Source organism: Streptomyces sp. Z423-1 (assembly GCF_013009255.1).
GTDB lineage: Bacteria > Actinomycetota > Actinomycetes > Streptomycetales > Streptomycetaceae > Streptomyces > Streptomyces gossypiisoli.
Window position 1 is genome coordinate 9,050,709 of sequence record NZ_CP053109.1, and the last position, 15,214, is coordinate 9,065,922.

Here is a 15,214-nt window from a genome sequence, read left to right on the forward strand (position 1 = left end):
TCAGCTCACCGCCTCTGCCGAGGAACTGGTGACGTGGTGGAGCAGGTGCTCGACCGGTTCCTCGGGTGCCTGTTCCGCCGCTTCGACGGCGTGGTCGATCTCGTCGGTGATGCGCTGCTCGATCCGGGCCAGTTCCTTGTCGCCCAGCTCACCGTTCTCCCGCATGCGGTCGGTGTGCAGGCTGATCGGGTCCCGCTCCTTCCAGCGCTCGATCTCCGCCTTGTGGCGATACCGGTCCGGGTCGTACATCGAGTGGGCGCGGAAGCGGTAGGTGCGCAGTTCCAGGAAGTGCGGTCCGGTGCCGGTCCGGATGCCCTCGACGGCCCGTCGGGCGGCGTGTTCGACGGCTTCGACGTCCATGCCGTCCACGGCCCAGGCGACCATGCCGTAGGAGGCGGCGCGCATGGCCAGATCCGTCTGTGCCTCGTGCCGTTCCAGGGCCGTGCCCATGGCGTAGAGGTTGTTCTCGCAGACCAGCAGCAGCGGGAGCTTCCACAGGGCCGCCAGGTTCGCGGTCTCGTGGAACTCGCCTTCGGCGAAGGCTCCGTCGCCGAAGAAGCAGCAGGTGACGTTCGGCTGTCCGCGCATATGGTCGGCGAGCGCGAGACCGGCGGCCAAGGGGAGCCCGCCGGCGACGATCGCGTTGCCCCCGTAGAAGCGGCGGCTAGCGTCGAACAGGTGCATCGATCCGCCCCTGCCACCGCTGCACCCCGTCGTCCTGCCGTACATCTCCGCCATGACGGCCTCGGCCGTGATCCCGCGGGCCAGCGCGTGGCCATGTTCGCGGTAGGTGGAGACGACCGCATCCTCGGGTGTCAGGGATTCGTTGATGCCGACGGCGACGGCCTCCTCGCCGATGTAGAGGTGGACGAACCCGCGGATCTTCGCGGCGCTGTACAACTCGACGCACCGCTCCTCAAAGCGCCGGATGCGCAGCATTGACTCCAGGAGGCCGGTCCTGTGTCCGATGTCCGCCTTCCGATTGGTCGTCATGGTGATCGCGGTCGGCTTGCCCGACCTCGGGGGCGCCGGGTCCTTCCGCGTGCGGGTGGGGCGGGCCACGCTCATGCCGTTCCCTCCAAGGTCGACAAGTCGCCCGTTGGTAGGCCCAGTTCACGCGCACGCAACACTCGGCGCATCACTTTCCCGCTGCGGGTCTTGGGCAGGTTCTGGTCGAACGCGAGATCCCTGGGAGCGACGGCGGGCCCCAGCTTGCGGCGGCCGAAGGCGAGCAGTTCCCGCTCCAGATCCGGGGTCGGCTCGATACCGGGGCGCAGTGACACGAACGCCTTGACGACATTCCCGGCGACCGGGTCCGGCCGTCCGATCACCCCGGCCTCGGCCACTGCCGGGTGCTCCATCAGAGCGCTCTCCACCTCGAACGGGCCGATCAGATGCCCCGCCGACTTGATGACGTCGTCGGCGCGCCCCACGAACCAGAACCATCCGTCCGTGTCCCGGCGGACCAGGTCACCCGTCAGATACCAGCCGTCGGCGAACGCGGCGTCGTAGCGCTCCTTGTCGTGCAGGTAGCCGCGGAACATCGACGGCCAGCCCGGCCGCAGCGCCAACTCGCCCTCGACGTCGGGGCTCTTCACTTCCGTGACCTTGCCATCGGTGACCAGCGCCCGGCCGTCCTCGCCTTGCTCCAGCACGGTAGCGTCGACGCCGGGCAGTGGACGTCCCATCGAGCCGGGCCGGATCTCGCATGCCGCGAAGTTCGCGATCATGATGCATCCGGTCTCCGTCTGCCACCAGTTGTCGTGCACCGGCAGGCCCAGCACGTCCCGCCCCCACACCACGGCCTCCGGGTTGAGGGGCTCGCCGACGGATGCGATGAAGCGCAGGGCCGACAGGTCGTAGGAACGCGGCAGGTCGTACGGGCCCTGGCGGGGCGTGGCGCGCATGAGCATGCGCAGGGCTGTGGGGGCGGTGTACCAGACGGTGACCCGCTGTTCACCGATGATCCGGCACCAGCGCCGGGCGTCGTAGTCGCCCTCGTCGACGACCACCGTCACGCCGTGGACGAGCGGGGCGATGATCCCGTACGACATGCCGGTGACCCAGCCGGGGTCGGCGGTGCACCAGTACACGTCCTCGGGGTGCAGGTCGAGGGCGTACGCGGCTGTGGCGTAGTGGGCGACCACCGCCTCGTGGACATGGACCGCGCCCTTGGGGGTGCCGGTGGTTCCGCTGGTGAAATGCAGCAGGGCCATGTCGTCGGGCGAGGTCGGCGGGACGGCGAAGGTGTCCGGGGCGGCGGCCATCAGGTCGTCGAAGGAGGCGGTTCCGGGTAGTTCCTCGGCGCCCGGTCCGACGATCAGGACGTGCTTCAGGATGGGAACCGAAGCGCGGCGCTCGGCGACCTTGCGCCGGTAGAGGGCCGCGGTGGTGACCAGGACCTGTGCGTCGCCCAACCGCAGCCGCTGTGCCACCGGGTCGGGGCCGAAGGCGGAGAAGAGCGGACAGAGCACGCTGGTGTTCTTCAGCGTGCCCAGCACCGTGGTGTAGAGCTCTGGGCAGCGGCCCAGCAGCGTGAACACCCGGTCTCCGTGGCCGACGCCGAGCGACCGTAGGACGTTCGCGAAGCGGGCCGTGCGGCGGGCCAGTTCCGCGTACGTGATCGTCGAGACGGAGTCGTCCCGGGCGACGCAGCGCAGCGCGACCTTGTCGGCATGGTCGCAGGCCGCGTGCCGGTCGACGGCCTCGTGGGCCATGTTGAGGCCGCCGCCGGGCAGCCCGGACAGTTCGGCGCGCGCCTGCGACCAGGTGAAGGCGGAGCGGGTCCGGTCGTAGTCGGTGAGACGGGGTGGGACGACCGGTGCGGTGTCCTTGTGGATGGTTTCCCAGTGCATGGGGGGCTCCTCCCGGCACTGTCCCCCTGATCTCCAGGGTCGCCGAGCCTGGCTCTGGCCGCATTTTCGCCGGATGCTGACGGGACGGGCGGCGGTCGCTGCCAGCGCTCATGGGGCCGAGGGCCGCCCGCTTCTTGCGGGCCCGAATTGCACGGTGCGCGGTGTCGCTCCGCTTCGCCGTGTCTGCTGTGGCCCTCGGCTCATTTCCATAGCACCGCCGCTCGTCGGCGAGTTCCAGGGCCGGACGGCCCAGGAAAGGGGAACGGATGGCCTTTTTCGGACTCCTGTCGACCGGGCCCTTCACTCACGGTGCAGTACGACCTTGAGCGCGCCGGAAGTAGTGCCGTGGGAGAACACCTCGTAGGCGTCCTCCATCTGATCGAGGCCGAATGTATGAGTGACCAGTTGTGAGACGTGCAGGCGGCCATATCTCACCAGCTCCGTAAGCCACGGTGTGGAGTACGTGTCCACTTGGCCGGTGCTGATCGTCACGTTCTTGCGCCACAGGGATTCGAGATGCAGGGTCGCGGGCCTGCCGTGGGTGCCGATGTTGGCGATGTGCCCTCCCGCGCGGACGGCGCGGGTGCACAGGACGAAGCCCTCCGGTTCACCTGATGCCTCGATGGCCACGTCGGCACCCGGTCCCTCGGACAGCTCGGCGATCATCGTCCCCGGTAGTTCGGCGGCATCGGCCCCCGCGCGGGCGGCGGCTTTCAGCCGGGCGGAGGACAGGTCCACCACGATGATCCGGCGTGGCGAGTAGAGCCGCGCGACGACGACGCAGGCGAGACCGACGGGACCCGCGCCCACCACGACGACGGTGTCTCCCGGGCCCACCTCTCCATGCCGCACGCCGACTTCGTAGGCGGTGGGGAGGACTTCGGCGAGCAGGACCGCGTCATCGAGGGAGAGCGCCGAGGGCTGTCGGTGAGTGGAGTGGTCGGCGAAGGGAACCCGTACGAACTCCGCCTGAGTGCCGTTGATCAGATTCCCGAGGATCCATCCACCGCCCCCTCGGCACTGTCCGCACTTGCCGTCACGGCACGCCGGACAGCGGCCGCAGGCCGAGACGGACGACACGATCACCTGGTCCCCGGGGCGCAGGTCGTGGACCTCGCCGCCGACCTCCATGACCTCGCCGACGGCCTCGTGGCCGAGGATCGTCCCCGGCTTCACCTCGGGCAGGTCTCCGCGCAGGATGTGCAGATCGGTGCCGCAGATGGTCGTGGCCTCGATGCGCACGACGGCGTCGCCAGGGTCCTCGATCGCCGGATCCGTGACCGTGTCCCAGGAGATCTGTCCGGGACCGTGGTAGACGAGGGCTCGCATGGTCATCCACTCCCTGGCCGACTTGGCCGGCTCTCTCCACCGTCGCTCTGGAAGGACGCCCGGGCAACCGGGACCATCAGCCCGTTGACTCCTCAGGATCATCGGACTCTTGTGGCGGGGAGGTGGGCTCCGTCGCCTGGTGTTCACGGCCGGACGGGTGGAGATGCCGCTGCGCCGATCAGGGAGAGCCAGCCGGTCAGCCCGGCGGGGTCGGCGGCCCCGCAGCGGAAGCCGACATGGCCGTCCGGGCGGACGGCCACCAGACCGCGACCGGGGCTGTTCATCTCATCAGCCGGAGGACGGTGACCCGAGGTCCGGCCACCGTGTCCGGCGGCGGGGCGGTATCGCGCTGCAGCAGCAGGTGCACCCCGGGGCGGGCCAGCAGGCCGTGCAGCGGCTCGGCAGGTCCTCCGACGCTGACGGTCGCGTCGAGCAGGCGGTCTCCTGGGCGAGGAGCACCACGCAGGGGCGGTGTCCCCTGCACCGACAGGGGACTGTGCCGGTAGTTCACCCGCAGCTGGGATACGAGACGGATGGCCTCGGCGACCAGCCGTCGGCGAGCGAGGAGGGCGGGGGCTGCCCGCGGAGCGGCCACCGCGCGCAGCCATGAGGGGCCCGGCCGGTGGACGCCTCCGCCCAGCACGCCATGTGGGTGAGGATCAGCCGACGTTGGGCAGCGGCTCTGCGCTCCCTGCGCGGGCCCTTCGCCAAGCCGCTGCCGATGCGGGTCTCCCGGGTATACCCGGGCCGAGGTGCTGTCGGCGAAACGGAGCCGCATCCCCAGCCGTTCCTTCGGCAGGCGAACCCGGTGCCGCGCGAGCAGCGCGAAGTGGCGGGGAAGCATGCGGCCATGGCCCGCCATGCCTCGCCAGGTGCGAGCGGTCTCTGTTCACCCACGGTGGCCTCTCCCACAAAGCCGTAACGGCGTACGATGCCGGGCTCTGCCACGCCCGCCGGGCCGGGGTTCCCCGTACAACCCACCATGAGGCAATGCGCCACGCCCCGCGAAACCTGGTGGCGCGGCCCCGCAGTCAGTGGTCGGGCCCGAACACCAGCGGGGATACCCGCTCGTCTAGTCCGGCTCCATGTAGGGGCGGCGGAAGACCGGTGCCTGGCCGGTGCCCCACGGTCGTGTGGCAGCCAGCGCCTGGGCGACCGCGGACTCCAACGTGCCACTGGTGTCTACCGCGACGGCCTCGGGCCACGGCTGTTCCCTGGCCGCCATGGTGGTGGCGATGTCGAGGTCGGCGTCGGACGCTCCGGGAGCGCGCGTGGTCAGGCGAGCCGCTGACACGTCGCCCGGCACGCGGCAGTGCAGGGCCACCAGATCGGAGCTGGTGCGTTCGGCCACGCTCAGGGCCGTTTCACGTTGTGCCGCATCAGACCAGGTGGCGTCCAGGACGACGGACTCGCCGGAGGACAGCAGGGCGGACGCACGGTCGAGCAGAGCGGCGTAGGTCCTGGCCGTCCACTCCGGCGTGTACAGGCCCTCGCCGTAGCCGGCCGCCGCGGACTGCTCAGCCGGGATCCCCGCCAGCTCCTTGCGGAGGCGGTCGCTGCTGAGCAGCGTGACCCCCAGCCGGTCGGCCAGCGCTCCGGAGAGGGTGGACTTCCCACTGCCCGGCAGCCCGCCGACGAGCGTCAGGCCGACGGCGGAGGTACGCAGGTGGCGCAGCGCCGTCGCGATCAGCCGTCGCGACGCGGCCTCCGCGCCCGGCGCGCCTTGGCGGGCCTGGATCAGGGAGACCTTGGCGCGGACGAAGGCGCGGTAGGCGACGTAGTGGTGCCACAGGGAGGGGGGTGCGGGGTCGCCGGAGTACTCGCCGTACCGGGCGAGGAAGTACGCCGCGGCCTGAGGGGCGCCGAGCTGTTCCAGGTCCATGGCGAGGAAGGCGGCGTCGTCGAGGCCGTCGACGTAGCGGAGGTGGTCGTCGAACTCCAGGCAGTCCAGGACGCGGGGGCCGTCGTCGAGGCAGAAGATGTCCTCGGCGAGCAGATCGCCGTGGCCGTCGACCATCCGCCCCTGATCGATGCGGGAGTCGAACAACCGCTTGCGGCCGGCGAGGTAGCGGCGTACCAGCCGCTCCACCTCCGCCACCCCGTCCGGCACGACGCCGTCGTCGGCCAACGCGCGGACCTGCTGGAAGCTGGCCTCCCAACGCGAGGACAGAGCGTCCCGCGTGCCTTGCTCGTCCACCTCCCGGCTCCGGGGCGCGTCCGCGTGCCAGGCTGCGAGATGCCGGGCGACGGCCCGCAAGACGTCGTCGACGGCGACCCCTTCCCGTACCAGGTGGGAGAGGCGGCGGGTCGCAGGCATGCGGCGCATCACTACGAGCGGTTCGGGCGCCTGCGCGTCGGGGCTTCGGATCTCGCCCAGACCCAGATAGACGTCGGGGGCGAAGCGGCGGTTGAGAGCGACTTCGCGTTCGCACGCGGCCCGGCGGGCCGTCACCGTCGTGTAGTCGAGGAATCCCAGATCCACCGGCTTCTTCAGCTTGTAGGTGCGGTCGCCGACGAAGAAGACGATTGCGGTGTGGGTCTCGCACACCTCCGCGCGCGGCAGTGGCTCGCCGTCGTGCCGGTCACTGGACCGGAGCACGGATGGGTCGGCCCGAGGCACCGATCCCAGCGACCTCCCGTGGAGGCCGGGCTCAGTCATGAGGAACGACGGCGACGGGGCAGCGCCCGTGATGGATGGCTGCCTGCGCCACGGGACCCAGGTGGGGTGCCAGACCCGGACGGTGTCCGCGTCGGCCGACGACGAGCAGCGCGGCGCCTTCGGCAGCCCGTACGACCGCCTTGGCAGGGCTTTCGAGACGGACGCCGTCGGCCACGTCTACCTGCGGGTACTTCTCGCGCCAGGGGCGGAGTGCCTTGCCCAGCTCCTTCAGCGCGTCCCGCGTGATCTCCTCTGTGACGTTGTGGTCCACGCCCCAGGGAACGCGTGCGTGGAGTGGCACGCTTCGGCCGTGGACGGCTTGGAGGGGAACGCATCTGGCGGCAGCGGTGTGGAAGGCGAAGTCGAGCAGGTCGTCGGACGAACCGTGCAGTTTCAGGGCCACGACCACGCGGTCTGCGGATGCCGGGGCTGCCCCTTCCCCGCCGCTCTGGGCGCGGACCAGTACCACCGGCCGCTCTGCCCGTGCCACGACCGGCATGCTTACGTCGCCAAGGAAATAGCTCTCGACGGGCTCCAGCCCTCGCGAACCGAGCACGAGCATTTCGGACTCCGACGCCGCTTGGAGCAAGGCGTTCTGGGCATCGTCGGCGACCAGGTTCCCGACGATGGACAGGCTCGGGTGACGTGCCTGGAGTTCTGCCTGCGCGGTGTGGACGAGACGCTTCGCCCAGTAGTTCTGATCGACTTCCGAGCGGACGCGGGTCGGTTCCGGTGCCAGTAGTGGCCACGCGTGCAACAGGCGCAGGGTGAGCTTGCGTTTCTCGGCCTCGTCGGCAGCCCAGCGGGCGGCGGCGAGGCTCTCGGGCGAGCCGTCGAGGCCCACAGTGACGACTGGTTGCATGGCGGCGGCCTCCGTCTCGTACGAAGCAGGCGGGTCGGGTGGGCGGGTGTTGTCCGGTGGACAGGAACAGCGCACGGGCGGGCAGGGCGACCGCGCCGGCTGCCAGCCGGTCCTTCTCCCGCAGGGCGACCTGTATCGCCCCGGCCAGTCGTGCGGGTCGGGTCGGTGAACTCACGGTTCCTGGGCCGGATTGTCGGGCGTCTCCTCCGATAGCACGGCGTCATCGGGGCGGTCTTCGCGCAGGAGCCGACCGATGAATGCTTGTGCCTCACGGTCACCGGTTGCAAAGCCATGATCGTCCATGCCCGGGGCCATGTCCGTCCGTCAGGCTCACCAGCGGTTCTGCGCGGTGACGTGGCCCGTGGGGCTCAGGCGGGTGCGTAGGTCAGGCAGTCGACTTCGGTCTGCTGGTAGCCCACGGTGATGCCGGGGGCCTGGCATTCGAAGTCGACGTTGTGCCGGCAGTCGGACATCTTGCAGGCGCCGACCCGGCCGGTGGTGGACGGGTCGCCGCCCTTGGCCGGGGCCGCGAAGAAGGTGTCGCAGTGTGGGTGCCGGGGGTCGCCCACGGTGATGGCCAGGGCGTGGCAGGCGCGGTCCCGGTTGTAGGCGCAGTCCTCGACCGCGCACTCGTTCACGACGGGCATTTCCATGACAATGGTCTCCTCGTATCGGTCGGTATGTCTTTTCGGCTCGCCGACGGCGGGCGGCAGGCGGCTGACGTGGGCACGGCCCACCAGGTCGAGCGTGGTCGTCAGCACCGCCGACGGCCAGCGGACTTCCTCCGAACGGGGCAACCGCACCGGGGTCGTGCTGTCAGGCAGGGGCGGGCTCGGGGCGCGGGCGGACGACCGCGATGGGGCACGCCGAGAAGTGCAGGAGCTGGTGGCTGACCGAGCCCAGGGCAAGGCCGTGGAAGCCGCCGCGGCCGCGGGAACCCAGGACGAGCAGGTCGGCCCGGTCGGAAGCACGGGTCAGGGCCGGGATCGGGGCGTCACGGACCAGGTCTCGGTCGGACGGTCACCACCCCGCCGCCGCAGCGAATCCGACGCCCTCCCCGTGACACGGCGGCGACGTCCGCAGATCAGGAGGAGGCGACCATGGAACAGCAGCCGGGGGCGACGGTGAGCAGGAGGTCCTGGCGCGGACGGTCGCCGACGTGACGCGCACCGCCGCGGTCACGATCGCTGTCGACGAAACCGTGTTCGTGGCCTGGGAGTTGCTGGAGCGATCCGCCTCCCATCACCTTCCGGGCATGCATCCGGACGGTCGCTGTGCCGGCCTGCTGGACTGGGCCGACGTGGCGGTGGCCTGTGCGGCACCAGCCGCTTCGCTGTCCGGCGCTTCGCTGTCCGGCCTGCGCGTCGACGAACTCCTGCCCGGCCACAGACCGGCACTCTTCCACGCGGAGCAGACCGTACGTCACGCAGCCAACCTCATGACCTACACCCAAGCCGAAGCCCTCCCGGTGCTGGACGAGGACGGATGTTTCGCCTGGGTGCTGACCGCAGCCGACATCATCGCGGCCCTCGCCGGGCATCGGCGCAGAAGGAACGCCCCGACACGGGGCCGCAGGCCCCGCCCAAAGTGCTACCCGGGCTCCCACCTCGGCGGGGCTACCGTGGAACGGCGGTGCCCTGACCGCCCACCACCAAGACGCTCACCGAGGTGACGTGCTGGTCCTTGGTGAGCGCCGTGCGGTGACAGGGACGCCTGCGCCGGCCACCCGGAGGAAGCCAACTGATCGGCCGTCAGACAGGGGTGGTCTCGGGGCGTGGGCGAACGACTGCCAAGGGGCACAAGGAGAACTGCAGGAGGTGATGGCTGACGGAGCCGAGGGCCAGGCCGCGGAAGCCGCCGCGTCCACGGGAGCCGACAACCAGGAGATCGGCCCGGTCGGAGGCGCGGGCCAGCGCGATGACCGGGGGTCATCAGGGAGTTGCTCCACCACGTCTACGTCGGGGTATTCCTCGCGAAGCGGGGCCAGCCATTCCTCCAGGGCCTGCTGGTGCTCCTTGGCCATGGCATCCTGGGCAGCGCTGACCACCGCATGAGGTACCGGGGGGCTCCAGGCGTGCAGGGCCTGCAGTTGCGCGCCGCGCAGGGACGCCTGTTGGAAGGCGTATGCCAGAGCAGCGTCGGAGTACTCCGACCCGTCGACGCCGACGACTATGCGACGATGGCCGATGGTGATGTGGTTGACGATGACCACGGGGCTGGCCGCGTGGCCGACGACCTGCAAGGCGACCGATCCGAGCAGGAGGCTCCCGAAGCCGCCCCGGCCCTTGGCGCCGAGTACCACCGTGTGAGCATGCTCGGCCTCGGCCAGCAGCACGGGTGCCGGGGCACCGGACGGCACGGCGGATGTCACGTCCAGGTCCGGGTGGGCGTCCAGGGCGATCGCGGTGGCCTCGGCCACGATTCCCTGGTCGCGTTGGCTTTCTTCCCAGGCGCGACCCTCAGCGGTTGTCGCGTATTCGTGCGCGGGGGGCACGACGTGAATGATGCGCAACGGGCACCGGCGCAGTGCCGCCTCCTGGGTGGCCCAGACAAGAGCGCGCAGGCTTCGCCCGGAGCCGTCGACCCCGACCTGCATGCCCACGTCGCCCAGGAAGTGGCTCTCTACGGGCTCCAGCCTCCGTGGACCGAGCACGAACATCTCGGACTCCGACGCCGCTTGGAAAGGGCGTCCTGGGCGTCGTCGGCGACCTGGCCCCGGCGATGAACCGGCCCGGGTGGTGTGCCTGGAGCTCCGCTTGCGGTGTGGACGAGACGCTTCGCCACCACCGTAACGGCTGCTTGGATGGCGGCGGCCTCCGTGACGTACGAAGCTGGAAATGGGGGTGGACCACGCTGAACGAGTCCGACGGTGTGGATGGTGCGGACGTCGCCAGCATGCCGGGCGTGGAGGGTTCTCTCATTCGAGGCATACTCCAATCCCCTCGGCGGCGCATGTGAACCGGAGGGAGCCGGAGACGCGGAATCCGGCCGAGAGGAGACAGGGGCGGTGACGATTCCCCTGGTGGTCGGCATCGACGGGTCTGCGGCGAGCCTGGAGGCGGTGGACTGGGCCGCCGACGAAGCCGTCCGGCACGGGGTACCCCTCCACCTCCTGCACGCGGCGGCGCGGGATCAAGAAGCGTCCGATGTGCTCGACGCCGCCTCGGAGCGTGCCAGGGAGGGCGCTCCCACAGTGCGGCTGTCGAGCGAGGTGCTGCACGAGGACGCGACCGCCGCCCTGGTCGACAAAGGGCGTAACGCCTTCGCGCTGGTGCTCGGATCCAGAGGGCTCGGGGGCCTCGGCGGCATGCTCCTGGGGTCGGTGAGCCTCGCCGTGGCGGCCCGAGCGGACTGTCCGGTCGTCGTAGTGCGCGGCGCCGTAGAGCACCGGGATGCACGGTTCGGGAGCGTCGTCGTCGGTGTCGAGGAGGGGGAAGGCAGTGGCACAGCCGTGGAGTTCGCGTTCCGGGAGGCCCATGCCCGGCACTGCCGGCTGGTGGCGGTGCACGCCTGGAGCGCACCGTTCGATGCTTTCACCACACCACAAGCCCCGTCCTGGTACGCCCTGGAGGCCCGCCGGCGCCCGCCGGCGCAGGTCCTGGACGACGCCCTGCACGACGCGTCGGAGCGCTACCGCGACGCCCCGGTGAGCCGGCGGGTGATCGAGGGACCGGCACGCCAGGCCCTGCTGGAGGCGGCCTCCGAGGCGGACCTGCTGGTCGTCGGCGCCCGCAGACGACAGGGGCACCTAGGCCTGCAACTGGGACTGATCAACCATGCGGTACTGCATCACGCGCCATGTCCGATCGCGGTCGTTCCCCGGATATGACCGGACGTCCGCAGACGGGCCACGTCAACGGTCGGCCGCCGCGGGGCCCGGAAGTCGTCCCCGCAGGGACGTTCGGCCCTGTGGCTGGAGCCCCGTCCCGTCCGACGATGGGACAAAGCAGTGGAGGCAACGGACCAGCGACTTGCTGGAGGCCAAGTCATGAGTGCACAGAATTCGCCGCACGCGCCTGGTCCGCCCCCGCCGCGCCATGAGCATGCGTCAAGGGTGGCGAACCCCCTACGACGCACGTCCGACGGGTTCGAGTCCTGGTTCCGCAGACTGCTGATGCTGGTCCTCGCCCTCGGCCTGCCGGTGGCCGCGCTCAGCGCGGGAACGACGGCGTACGAGTCGTCGATGCGCACCGTGCAAGCCCAGTCGGCGGATCGGCAGGAGGTCACCGCCCGACTGACGTCGAACGTCAAGGCCGTCACCACAGACGGGATGCCGCAGGCGCAGGTCCGCTGGACCGACGACAACGGCACGGAGCGGACGGGAACAACCCTCGTGAAGTCGGGAACGCCCAAGGGCGCCACTGTGCGGGTGTGGGTGGACCGGGGCGGAACCATCACCAGTCCGCCGATGAGCAAGCTCGACGCGACGACCACCGGCTGGTTCGTGGGCGGTATGGCGGCGATCGGCGTGGCCGCCGGGTTCTTCGCGGCGCGGGCAGGCATGCGCCACGTGCTGGACCGGAGAAGGTACGCGCAGTGGGATGCCGAGTGGGACCGGGTTGAGCCCCTATGGTCCGCGCGCTTCCGCCAGTGACAGACCGACAACCGGGACATGAGCCGAGGAAGCGACGCCGATGTCCGATGCAGCGACCACTGATCTGTACGAAGTGACGATGGCCATGTCCTACCTCCGGGAGGGCATGACCGGCCCCGCCACGTTCAGCCTCTTCGTCCGCGACCTGCCTCCTGAGCGCGGCTTCCTGGTCGCCGCGGGGCTGGAGTCGGCCCTGGACCACCTGTCCGGCCTTCGTGTCGGCCCAGAGGACGTCGACGCCTTCGCGTCTGCGGTGCACCGGCCGCGGCGGGATCTTCAGCCCCTGCTCGGCCTGGAGTTCACCGGCGACGTGCGGGCGGTGCCGGAGGGACGGATCGTGCTGGCGGGAGAACCCCTGCTGGAGGTGACCGCGCCTCTTCCGCAGGCACAGCTGGCCGAGACGTACGTGCTCAACCAGCTCAGCCACCAGACCGCCATCGCCTCGAAGGCCGCGCGGTGCGTCCTCGCGGCGGCAGGGCATCCGGTTGTGGACTTCTCCTTGCGGCGGACCCACGGCCCGCAGGCCGGATTCCAGGCCGCCCGCCTCGGTGCGATGGTGGGCTTCGCCGGGACCAGCAACGTGGCCGCGGCCACCGCCCTGGGCATCCCTGCCATCGGCACCATGGCCCACTCCTTCGTCGAGGCGTTCCCGACGGAGGAAGACGCCTTTTGCGCCTTCGCACGGTCCCACCCCGGCCCAGTGACCCTGCTGGTGGACACCTACGACACCGAGGCGGGCGTACGGGTCGCGGCGTGCGTCCTGCGGGACCTCGACCGGGGGCCCGGCTCTGCCGTACGACTGGACAGCGGCGACCTCGGAGCCCTCGCGGTACGGGCACGCTGCATCCTCGATGCCACGGGCCTGCCGGACGTACGGATCATCGCCAGCGGAGGTCTCGACGAGTACGCCGTCGACGACCTGGTCCGCTCCGGAGCGCCGATCGACACCTACGCCGTCGGCACCCGCGTCGGGGTCTCGGCCGACGCACCGTATCTGGACTCGGCGTACAAGATGGTGGAGTACGACGGCCGACCGGTGATGAAGCTGTCGTCGGCGAAAGTGACGGCGCCCGGCCCCAAGCAGGTGTTCCGCCGCCCCGGATACGCCGACGTGATCTGTCTCGCCGACGAGGCGCCACCCGACGGTGGCAGGCCGTTGCTGGAGACGGTGATGCGGCGCGGGCAGCGCACCGGCACCAGGCCCACGCTCGACGAGTGCCGGGAGAGATTTACGGCGGACCTGAGCGGGCTACCGCCGGCAGCCCGACGGATCCGGGCGCCGGTCGCGCCTCGCGCGACGGCCTCCGAGTGGCTGAGCGCACTCACCGCCCGCGTCCGGCGCCGGATCGAGGAACAAACGGCGGCGGCTTCCGCACGGTCCTCGGTCCCGGAACGGACCGTTTCCGGACCGCATGGGTCCGTAGAGAGATGAGGAGGAAGGCGATGCCGCACACCCGGCAGGTCACCGGATGGCCCGCGTGACCGACGGTCGGCACAGCAAGTCAAGGAGGATCAGCCATGACACATCCCGTACGACACAGCAGAGGTGGGCTCTCGGCAGCCCTGCATGAGCTGGACGATCTCCGTACCCGGATGGACCAGCTCATGCACGCTGTCTTTCCCGTCGGCGGTTACCCCGAGTTCGGCACGGCCGAGCCGTGGGCGCCGCTGGCCGACGTCGTGGACACCGAGGACGCCTACCTGGTGGAACTGGAGCTTCCCGGCGTGGACAAGGACCAGATCACCGTGGAGGTCGCCGAGGGCGAGCTCGACATCCACGGTGAGATCAAGGAGAAGGAACACACCGGGGTGGTCCGCAGGCATACCCGCCGCATAGGGCAGTTCGACTACCGCACGACTCTGCCGCCGAACTCCGACACGGAGCACATCAGCGCGGACCTGACGAGCGGAGTCCTCACGGTGCGCGTCCCGAAAACCGAGACAGGGAAGGCACACCGCATCGAGATCACCGGCTGAGCCAGGGTGGGGCCGTCCGCCGGGCCACGTACCGGGTTCGGCAGGCGAGTGCCCGTTCCCTCCGCGCGAGGCCGACGGCTCCGCCGTGGGCCTCGCGCCGCCATGGTCCCGTGCGTCTCTCAGCCGCCGGCTCCGATGGCCCCTCAGGTGGCGGTGGCGGTGGACCGTCAGGCGTCGTCGGTCCGGTACGCGAGGTGCTCGGAGACCGAGACCACGCCGTCGACGCTCCGGCACAGTCGCTCGATGACGGGGATCAGACTCCTGAACTCGACCGAGCCCCTGAGGTCGACCCGCCCGGCGCGAACCTCGGCCGTCACCTCTGAGGGAGCAAGCCTCATCGTGCGTCGCAACACATCCTCGGTGATCTCGTCGCGGATGGCGTCGTCACGGCGCAGGAAGATCCGCAGCAGGTCGCCACGGCTGACGATGCCCAGGAGCCGGTCCGTCTCGTCCACGACGGGCAGCCGCTTGACATGCTGGGCCTCCATCAGGCGGGCGGCCTCCACCACGTTCCACTCCGGACGTGCGCACACGGCGGGAGCCGACATCAGTTCCTCGGCGCGGGAGCCCTCGGCCTTGGCCCGCTCCCACGCATCCAGGTGCGGGACAGGGACCCTGCCCGACGGGTCGGCCTGGTCGGCGCTCTTGCGCAGCAGGTCCGCCTCGGACACCACACCTATGGGGCGGTCCAGGTCGTCCACCACGGGCACAGCGGTGACGTCGTTGTCCGCCAGCAGCCTGACGATCTCCTTGAACGGCAGGTCGCGCTGCGCCTTGACGACGTCTCGGGTCATGAGCTCCGCGACCGTTCGGTGCTGCATGTCGGCTCTCCCGTCCGGGTTGTGACCGCTTGACATCCAGTCGGCTCAGCCCGCCTCTGCGGATATGGGCCGGTCGTCCCATGCGGCGGCGTGTCGCGCGTGGCACGTTGGATACAG

The 15,214-nt window shown here is 70.5% G+C and carries 16 protein-coding genes and 1 pseudogene; 5 read left to right on the forward strand and 12 right to left on the reverse strand.

Annotation, left to right across the window (positions count from 1 at the left end):
- The 9 genes from pdhA to HJD23_RS41240 all read right to left on the reverse strand — a co-directional run bounded on the left by pdhA (position 1) and on the right by HJD23_RS41240 (position 8,710).
- Positions 1–1,068: a pyruvate dehydrogenase (acetyl-transferring) E1 component subunit alpha gene (pdhA, locus tag HJD23_RS41205; RefSeq protein ID WP_171113547.1), complete on the reverse strand. Its 1,068-nt coding sequence runs from the start codon at positions 1,066–1,068 to the stop codon at positions 1–3.
- Positions 1,065–2,855: an acetate--CoA ligase gene (gene acsA / locus HJD23_RS41210; RefSeq protein WP_171113546.1), complete on the reverse strand. Its 1,791-nt coding sequence runs from the start codon at positions 2,853–2,855 to the stop codon at positions 1,065–1,067. Before acsA ends, pdhA begins: the two co-directional genes overlap by 4 nt.
- Positions 2,856–3,155: 300 nt before the next feature.
- Positions 3,156–4,184: an alcohol dehydrogenase catalytic domain-containing protein gene (locus HJD23_RS41215; RefSeq protein WP_171118669.1), complete on the reverse strand. Its 1,029-nt coding sequence runs from the start codon at positions 4,182–4,184 to the stop codon at positions 3,156–3,158.
- Between the two features lie 143 nt (positions 4,185–4,327).
- A complete protein-coding gene (locus HJD23_RS44555) occupies positions 4,328–4,468 on the reverse strand; it encodes a hypothetical protein (RefSeq protein WP_232108243.1) in 141 nt (46 codons plus the stop codon).
- Positions 4,465–4,827 carry a hypothetical protein gene (locus HJD23_RS41220; protein WP_232108244.1) on the reverse strand — a complete coding sequence of 121 codons (363 nt, stop codon included), beginning with the start codon at positions 4,825–4,827 and terminating at the stop codon, positions 4,465–4,467. The genes HJD23_RS44555 and HJD23_RS41220 overlap by 4 nt, the downstream gene beginning before the upstream one ends.
- A 429-nt stretch (positions 4,828–5,256) precedes the next feature.
- Entirely contained in the window at positions 5,257–6,732 is a 1,476-nt protein-coding gene (locus HJD23_RS41225; protein WP_171118667.1) for a bifunctional aminoglycoside phosphotransferase/ATP-binding protein, read from the reverse strand.
- A 103-nt stretch (positions 6,733–6,835) separates the two neighbouring features.
- Complete coding sequence (locus HJD23_RS41230) at positions 6,836–7,705, reverse strand: universal stress protein (RefSeq protein WP_171113543.1); 870 nt, start codon at positions 7,703–7,705, stop codon at positions 6,836–6,838.
- 368 nt (positions 7,706–8,073) lie between these two features.
- Complete coding sequence (locus HJD23_RS41235; protein ID WP_232108246.1) at positions 8,074–8,502, reverse strand: DUF1540 domain-containing protein; 429 nt, start codon at positions 8,500–8,502, stop codon at positions 8,074–8,076.
- 19 nt (positions 8,503–8,521) lie between these two features.
- The gene (locus HJD23_RS41240) at positions 8,522–8,710 is read right to left on the reverse strand and encodes a universal stress protein (RefSeq protein WP_171118664.1); all 189 of its coding nucleotides are present in this window, start codon (positions 8,708–8,710) and stop codon (positions 8,522–8,524) included.
- A gap of 154 nt (positions 8,711–8,864) precedes the next feature.
- Between HJD23_RS41240 and HJD23_RS41245 the strand changes: the two genes are divergently transcribed.
- The gene (locus tag HJD23_RS41245; RefSeq protein WP_171113541.1) at positions 8,865–9,377 is read left to right on the forward strand and encodes a CBS domain-containing protein; all 513 of its coding nucleotides are present in this window, start codon (positions 8,865–8,867) and stop codon (positions 9,375–9,377) included.
- A 79-nt stretch (positions 9,378–9,456) separates the two neighbouring features.
- Here the strand turns inward: HJD23_RS41245 and HJD23_RS44840 are convergent, their stop codons facing one another.
- Together HJD23_RS44840 and HJD23_RS41250 are read right to left on the reverse strand one after the other, a co-directional pair.
- Complete coding sequence (locus HJD23_RS44840) at positions 9,457–9,624, reverse strand: universal stress protein (RefSeq protein ID WP_332112410.1); 168 nt, start codon at positions 9,622–9,624, stop codon at positions 9,457–9,459.
- Positions 9,625–9,662: 38 nt separating this feature from the next.
- A pseudogene (locus HJD23_RS41250) lies at positions 9,663–10,364 on the reverse strand (universal stress protein); the annotation flags it as partial.
- 348 nt (positions 10,365–10,712) lie between these two features.
- On the opposite strand from HJD23_RS41250, the gene HJD23_RS41255 reads away from it, so the two are divergent.
- The 4 genes from HJD23_RS41255 to HJD23_RS41270 all read left to right on the forward strand — a co-directional run bounded on the left by HJD23_RS41255 (position 10,713) and on the right by HJD23_RS41270 (position 14,276).
- On the forward strand, positions 10,713–11,534 hold the full coding sequence (locus HJD23_RS41255; protein ID WP_171113537.1) for a universal stress protein: 822 nt from the start codon (positions 10,713–10,715) through the stop codon (positions 11,532–11,534).
- A 225-nt stretch (positions 11,535–11,759) separates the two neighbouring features.
- On the forward strand, positions 11,760–12,299 hold the full coding sequence (locus HJD23_RS41260; RefSeq protein WP_332112409.1) for a hypothetical protein: 540 nt from the start codon (positions 11,760–11,762) through the stop codon (positions 12,297–12,299).
- A gap of 40 nt (positions 12,300–12,339) precedes the next feature.
- Positions 12,340–13,731 (forward strand): nicotinate phosphoribosyltransferase, encoded by a 1,392-nt coding sequence (locus HJD23_RS41265; RefSeq protein ID WP_171113534.1) that lies wholly within the window; start codon positions 12,340–12,342, stop codon positions 13,729–13,731.
- 86 nt (positions 13,732–13,817) lie between these two features.
- On the forward strand, positions 13,818–14,276 hold the full coding sequence (locus tag HJD23_RS41270) for an Hsp20/alpha crystallin family protein (RefSeq protein WP_171113532.1): 459 nt from the start codon (positions 13,818–13,820) through the stop codon (positions 14,274–14,276).
- A 167-nt stretch (positions 14,277–14,443) separates the two neighbouring features.
- Here HJD23_RS41270 and HJD23_RS41275 read toward each other — a convergent pair whose 3' ends face one another.
- Positions 14,444–15,097: a CBS domain-containing protein gene (locus tag HJD23_RS41275; protein ID WP_171113530.1), complete on the reverse strand. Its 654-nt coding sequence runs from the start codon at positions 15,095–15,097 to the stop codon at positions 14,444–14,446.
- Between the last annotated feature and the right edge of the window lie 117 nt (positions 15,098–15,214).